We start from the raw sequence: 6,663 nt of genomic DNA, 5'->3' as shown, positions 1-6,663 counted from the left end.
ATTAACAAGACAGATTCTCACGTTGAAAAAAGAAATAATCCCAGCCGTAAATCGGCTCAACGAGAACAAGGTTTTGACATGGAGCGGTAAGTGGGGGAAACGGGTAGTAGTTGGATTTAGCCTAGCATTAGGGCTAAGTCTGTGGAACTTGTGGCAGATGAATTCTGCTTTGACTCAAACTCAGCAGCGTAGTGATTGGGCTTTCACGAAACTTGGGCGGATTGAAAAGAAACTAGGGATTAGGTAAAAAGGAACTTTGAAATTGCATCTGAAGGAGTAGCAGTTGGAAGTGAGGGAGCGTAAGCTGCAAGTCAAAGCAGAAACTTTGGCACTGTCTTTTATCCAATGGATAAAAACTTCTGATTCTGTGCAGGTGTTACTTGGTAGCCTGGAACTTTGGCGAGGGCAGGCTGAGGCACATTGACGTTGGGCGATCGCCAAAACATCTGAGTAAAATTGACCCCACTCTTACCCAAGCAAGGAAGAGGGCTGCGAAACACAAGAGCGCTCTGCCTACTACTGTAGAAATTCCTGTACGCGATTTCGGGGTTTTGCTTTGCAACCAGCAGGAGTTCAATGAACTAACTTTGTTTTTTAGTGTGGGTTTCGGGTCAGTTGCTCCCACAGATATCTGATAATGAATTGCGGCGCATACCAAGCGCGGAAAAGAAAACAGGAGGCTCAAGAATGAAATTAAAAATTGCCTTGGCAGTAGTGGTCTTAACTATGAGCCAAGGCGCTTGGTGCAATGTATTAGCGCGAGAAAGTACGAATTCGACCCAAAAAACCACACTTATGGCTCAAGTGACTACTCGGAACGCTCCAGAAACAAAGATCAAGTGGTACGGTCACGCTGCTTTTACAATCACAACACCGCGCGGCAAAGTATTAATGATTGATCCTTGGCTGAAGAACCCAATGAACCCAGAAGCAAAAAATGGGAAAGAGCCGCTAGCTTCCATCCAGAAAGTTGACTACATCCTCATCACTCACGGTCACTTCGACCACGTAGGCGATGCTGTAGAGTTGGCGAAGAAGACTGGTGCGCGGTTGGTAACGAACTTAGAGTTGGGAACCAATATGGCGAAGGTGCTGGGATATCCAAAACAGCAGATGGGTCTTGACACATTGATGAACATTGGCGGAGAGATCGTTATTGCCGATGGCGAAGTAACAGTGGCAATGACACCGGCGATTCATTCCAGCAGCATACTTAATCCGAATGCTGGTCCGAATGACCCCGAACTTATCTATGGCGGCAACCCCGCAGGTTTCGTTTTAATGATTAAGAATGGTCCTACTATCTATCACACTGGCGACACTGCTTATTACAGAGACATGGAGTTGATTGGCGAGCGTTACGCACCGGATCTAGCGCTCATCAACATTGGCGGTCACTTTGGGATGGAACCAGAAATGGCAGCTAAAGCAGCGGTATCAGTGAAAGCTAAACTTGCCATCCCGCAACATTTCGCTACCTTTCCCGTGATAACGCAAGAGCCGAAAACATTTGCTAATGCTCTTGAGAAAGAAGGCGTGGCTTATCAGCTGATGCAGCCGGGGGAGACGATCTCTTACAAGGGCAGGCAATTAGTAGAAGCCAAGTAAGAACAACTTACATGGAGATACCGGAACAGCACAATATCGCTCTGTCGGAACTTTATGGGCGGTATAGCGATAACTACGTTGGACTACTGGCAATAGTCCATCAGCACTTATTAATTGTTCCAGCAAGAGTATCGAGTAGCGATTGAAGTGCCTGTGCTGTTGCGGGATGTGTTACCTCGCCTTTATCACTCAATTTAGCGGAAACAGCAGGAATACACAGGGTTGCTCCGGCAACAATCTCCGCCATCATTACCCTAAGTGTTTGTACGAGCGAAGCATTCGCTTTATCGCCACCATCCGGTGATGGAGATGCACTAATTACAGCAGTGGGTTTATCCATGAACTCACCCGAAGACACGATCCAGTCAAGTGCGTTTTTTAAAACGCCTGGGACACCATGAGCATATTCGGGGGTGCAGAAGAGTACGCCATCAGACTCCTTAAGCTGATTGCGCCAATTTCTGACTGCAGCAATTGAGTCATCCCCGTCAAGTTCAGGATTGAAGTGTGGCAGGTCGCCAAGCGCGTCGTAAATTGAGATGCTCATGCTATCAGGTGCTAATCCAATCACTGCACGTAAGACGGCTGTACTAGAAGAACTGGTACGAAGGCTGCCGGAGATTGCCAAAATTTTCATCATACTTTTGAGCTTCTAGAATTGCGTTGTCCGAATTTTGTACAGAGTAGAGGCGTGGTGACAACTGAAGCCCCATGTTACGGACTCTGGGACTTAGAGGTGCGTGATTCTGGGGTTTACCTAATCTTGTAGGATAACGGGGCTGAGGATGGAGATTTTGTCACTGTTGAGGTAAACGGGCGGGTTTACGCAGCAAATATGATGCTCCGCAACTCGGCTAACTCTATTCCTGTGGCTCTCAATCCTGGTCCCAACCTAGTGAAATTTCATGGTATCCGCGATAGTGCTGGTGGCATTACTTTGGCTGCCGATGCTACTAATCAAGGCAACGTCACCAATGCCACATTTCTAGAAGGGGCGACAGCTATGTTTTATCTTTTGCGTCGCTAGGGTTCATCCAAAGGTTGGGGAGTATAGAATTTATGCTAACGACTCAATTAAGCGGCTGGCTGCTGGGACATTATGCTGTATCATGTTCAATGTTTTAAGCTGCTTAACAAACTGGTATCTTTCCCTTGCTCTTGGGATTTATAGTATCACTCAATGTGATTCGGCAGGCAATTGGTGACTTTCAAGATACTCCACCTGAACAACGCGCAGTGACTTTTTAAACTCCCAGCTAATTCAACAAATTCTAGGGGAAAAGATTCCTTCCAGGCGGACTAGAAATAATCCTAGAGTTGTCAAAAAGCCACGCTCCAAGTTCTCATCCAAAAATCCAATACATAAAAGAATGGAAGTCAAAAGGCAACCGCTTTCTTTTTATATTATCAACACTGCCTAATCCTTACCCGAGAAGTATTGTAACACTACCGACCCGTTAACACCTCAACAACTCTCCTGAGCAGTTAGCATTTGCTCCTACTAACGAGCGTCAGCTATTGCCTTTATCGTCAAATTAAATAGCTCTTGTTATTCTTCATCTTCAAACCTAAGAATCTTGCTAATTCGGTAATATCCGATTATTCAGTGGAAGAGTAACTGTAAATGTAGTGCCAAACCCAACTTCACTATCAACTTTGATATTGCCACCATATAAATCCACAGACTTTTTAACAATTGCTAGTCCGAGTCCTGTACCTGAGATTGTGCCTACATTGCTGGCTCTATGGAAGGAATTAAATAGTTGGGCTTGGTCTGCTGTTGGAATGCCAATGCCCTCGTCTTGAATCCGTAAAACAGCGTCTTCCTGTTCACAAACTAAATCAAAATGGACAGTGCTACCTTGAGGTGAATACTTGATGGCATTCGAGAGTAAATTACTGAGGATATGTCGCAGCAGCTTTTCATCCATGCAAGCAGTTGTGCATTCACCATAAGTGCAAAGAGCAATTTTGTGGGCACTAGCAGTAAATTCCATATCTTCTACTAGAGCGCGACAAAATTTTGTAATATCAAGGGGTGTTGGCTGAAACTCAAGTTTGCCTGCTTCTGCCTTACCAATTAACAGTACATCATTTAACAATTCAGTCATTTGTTTAACAGCTGCTTGAATGCGCTGAAGCTGAGAGAGTTTTTTCTCTTCAGTCCATTTATGGCTGTAATGTTCGAGTAATTCCGTAGAAGATAAAATTGTGGTTAAAGGAGTGCGGAACTCGTGGGAAGTCATAGAAATAAAACGGGCTTTGATTTCGCCAAGTTCTTTTTCTCTCTCTAAAGCAGCACGAATATCTACTTTTGCGGACTGAAGAGCTAGTTGATTGTTTACACGAGCTAAAACTTCTTCTGTGTGAAAGGGTTTGACGATATAGTCTACTCCGCCAGCAGAAAAAGCTTTGGTTTTGTCTGTCACTCCATCAAGAGCACTTAAGAAGATTATTGGAATTTCTTGAGTTTTCGGATTAGCTTTTAGGCAACGGCAGGTCTCAAACCCATCAATACCTGGCATCATTACATCTAATAAAATCAGGTCTGGTAATGCCGTCTGCACTTTTAAAAGTGCACTTTCACCGCTTTTAGCAACAGAAACTCTAAAGTTAGACTGCTTTAAAATATCCAATAAAACTTTAATGTTCGTAGGATTGTCATCAACAATCAAGACGGTACTTTGCTGAGAATTTATCATGTTTAAACCTTAAGATAGGTAGCAACTAACTAAATTGACGATAGCTTCATCATCAAAATCATCAGCTAATTTGAGAACCTTATTAGCAAAGACTGCATACTTAGGATCTAGCTGTTTGAGGCGGTTTGCTTCCTGTTGAATATCTAAAACATAACCAGCGTTAGCCGCTTGACATAGAGCAAGAAGCTCTCCTGACGGGGGTACTATCATTTTCTCAACCTGAGTAGAAGCTGGTGGAGTTTCAGAGCTTAAATTATCCTCAGTTTCGTAAATCCATACTAATTGCAAATAGTGCTGTAATTGGTCAAACAATTTTGAAGCTTGCACAGGTTTGGGTAGAAAATCTTGACAGCCTGCCTCTAGACTCTGCTGGTGATTGAGGCTAAACACCCTAGCGGATGAAGCAATAATTAATATATCTTTGAAGGCTACTGAGTGCCGTAATTGTTGAGTCATCTTTAATCCATCCATTACAGGCATGGACAAATCAGTAATAATTAAATCTGGCTGAAATTCATTAGCTTTGTTTAAACCTTCTTGTCCATTCCCAGCTTCAATCGCTGTAAAGCCAATAGGTTCCAGTAAATTGATAACTACAGAGCGGTCCTCCCAATGGTCATCGACAATCAGAATAGTCCTTTGCTTACCTTGGTAGCCAATCACATTTTGGTTTAATTTAGATAAATCTGATTTTATCCAATTCTTTTTTGTAGGCAAGTTGAGGTCAAACCAAAACTTGCTACCTGCTCTATCAGTACTCTCAACTTTAAGCTCACCGCCCATCATTTCCACAATTTGGCGACTAATTGCTAGTCCTAAACCCGTGCCTTCTGCCCTGTGGGAAGAATTTCCTACTTGTTCAAAGGGCAGAAAAATTTTCTCCAGTTGTTCTGGAGTCATGCCAATGCCAGTATCTTCCACTTGAAAGCGAATTTTATGAATTGTTGGTTCACTTCCCTGATTAAGAGAAAGTAGGACTGGATGGTTTCTTATTGGTAGTTTTGCGTTTGCAGGATCAAGGAGTTCTAAAGAATTAGTCACTACACCAACTTTAAGTGTTACGCCACCAGTGTCAGTAAACTTAATGGCGTTGCCTAAGAGATTAATCAATATTTGTCGCAAGCGTTTTTCATCAGCATGGATGACAACAGACAAGTCGTTGAGAAGTTGATAGCTGAGGTCAATTTCTTTTTGTTCAGCTTTGATGCGGCAGATTTCTTGCACTCCCAGTAAGAAGTTCTCAAGCTGAAAGTCCGTAGTGTAGAGTTGTTGTTTTCCTGCCTCGATTTTGGAAATATCTAACACATCATTAATCAAAGTCAGTAAATGAGAGCCACATTGCTGAATGATACTTAGTCCATTCTTTTGCTTAGAATCGGTAGTCTTATCCTTTAGAAGGATTTGAGCATAGCCCAAAATGCCATTGAGGGGGGTTCTTAGTTCATGGCTCATAGTGGCTAGGAATTCACTTTTAGCATAGTTGGCAGCATCAGCTGCTTCTTTGGCTTCCTTCAGTTCAGCAGTGCGTTCCTCAACCCGAATTTCTAGTTCTTCATTTGTCTTTTTCAACACACTAAAAGACTCGCGCAGCTGCTGTGCCATGCGGTTGAACGATTGGGCAAGAACACTGAGTTCATTGACCTTGAACTCTTCCACTTTCTGATCAAGTTTTCCATCGGCGATCGCTTCCGAAACTTCACTTAATCGCAGAATAGGTTGGGTAATCCAGCGAGACGTATAGAACCCCAAAATGATTGCCAGTCCTAAAGCTAACAGACATAACAGGATTGTTGTGTGCGTATTAGCGTTAATTTGCTCCATAAAGTCTGCTTCAGGCACTACAACAACCATCAGCCAATCTATACCAAACTCGTCTTGCCAAGGCTCCACTTGGACAAACTGACGCTTACCTTTAAGCGAAAAGTCAAGTTGTTGAGTACCCTGAATTTTGCTAAGGTTACCAAACTGTTCTATTAAATATTTTGTAGTTGCTTGAATGAATGGGTCTTTACTCTCTGAAGCTTTCAAGCGTTGGGGTTTGCCATTCACCACGGTGAAGGGTTGCTCAACAGCGGAACTGCCAATCAACAGTCCATTACGCTCCAAAATGAAGGTTTTTCCTGAAGGACTAACTTTTAACTGGTGCAAAAAATTATTAATCTGTGAAAGGCGTTGTTCAACGGCAATCACAGCACTTAGATTGTTGTTTGAATCGTAGATAGGACGGCTGGCAGCAATGGACAAATGAAAGGGTTCTACCAGCCAGTTATAAACCGGACTCCAGACAGGTTTATCTTGTTTAACTGCCTCTGCATACCAACCCTCATTTTTGGGGAAAAATTCCCCATTGTCT

Annotated in this window: 7 protein-coding genes; 3 read left to right on the top strand and 4 right to left on the bottom strand. The window is 43.1% G+C overall.

Annotation, left to right across the window (positions count from 1 at the left end; translation table 11 throughout):
• Positions 1-247: hypothetical protein (locus ACEW80_RS31010; protein WP_373530289.1), on the top strand; the 247-nt coding region annotated here is incomplete at its 5' end.
• 91 nt (positions 248-338) lie between these two features.
• On the opposite strand, the gene ACEW80_RS31005 is transcribed toward ACEW80_RS31010, so the two are convergent.
• Complete coding sequence (locus ACEW80_RS31005) at positions 339-500, bottom strand: hypothetical protein (RefSeq protein ID WP_373530288.1); 162 nt, start codon at positions 498-500, stop codon at positions 339-341.
• A 187-nt stretch (positions 501-687) separates the two neighbouring features.
• Here ACEW80_RS31005 and ACEW80_RS31000 point away from each other — a divergent pair, with 187 nt between their 5' ends.
• Positions 688-1,608: a metal-dependent hydrolase gene (locus ACEW80_RS31000; protein ID WP_373530287.1), complete on the top strand. Its 921-nt coding sequence runs from the start codon at positions 688-690 to the stop codon at positions 1,606-1,608.
• A 100-nt stretch (positions 1,609-1,708) separates the two neighbouring features.
• Here the strand turns inward: ACEW80_RS31000 and ACEW80_RS30995 are convergent, their stop codons facing one another.
• Positions 1,709-2,236, bottom strand: a complete 528-nt coding sequence (locus ACEW80_RS30995) for an NADPH-dependent FMN reductase (RefSeq protein ID WP_373530286.1) — start codon at positions 2,234-2,236, stop codon at positions 1,709-1,711.
• Between the two features lie 207 nt (positions 2,237-2,443).
• Here ACEW80_RS30995 and ACEW80_RS30990 point away from each other — a divergent pair, with 207 nt between their 5' ends.
• Positions 2,444-2,635 (top strand): hypothetical protein, encoded by a 192-nt coding sequence (locus tag ACEW80_RS30990; protein ID WP_373530285.1) that lies wholly within the window; start codon positions 2,444-2,446, stop codon positions 2,633-2,635.
• Between the two features lie 553 nt (positions 2,636-3,188).
• Here ACEW80_RS30990 and ACEW80_RS30985 read toward each other — a convergent pair.
• Together ACEW80_RS30985 and ACEW80_RS30980 are read right to left on the bottom strand one after the other, a co-directional pair.
• The gene (locus tag ACEW80_RS30985; RefSeq protein ID WP_373530284.1) at positions 3,189-4,310 is read right to left on the bottom strand and encodes an ATP-binding protein; all 1,122 of its coding nucleotides are present in this window, start codon (positions 4,308-4,310) and stop codon (positions 3,189-3,191) included.
• Between the two features lie 9 nt (positions 4,311-4,319).
• Positions 4,320-6,663: ATP-binding protein (locus ACEW80_RS30980; RefSeq protein ID WP_373530283.1), on the bottom strand; the 2,344-nt coding region annotated here is incomplete at its 5' end.

The organism is Nostoc sp. (assembly GCF_041747015.1).
Taxonomy (GTDB): domain Bacteria; phylum Cyanobacteriota; class Cyanobacteriia; order Cyanobacteriales; family Nostocaceae; genus Nostoc.
This window is presented reverse-complemented; position numbering and strand designations above follow the sequence as displayed.

Bases quoted from the DNA above. Each gene is read 5' to 3' on its own strand.
- ACEW80_RS31000 (WP_373530287.1), top strand. From the start codon at position 688: ATGAAATTAAAAATTGCCTTGGCAGTAGTGGTCTTAACTATGAGCCAA.
- ACEW80_RS30990 (WP_373530285.1), top strand. From the start codon at position 2,444: ATGATGCTCCGCAACTCGGCTAACTCTATTCCTGTGGCTCTCAATCCT.
- ACEW80_RS30985 (WP_373530284.1), bottom strand. From the start codon at position 4,310: ATGATAAATTCTCAGCAAAGTACCGTCTTGATTGTTGATGACAATCCT.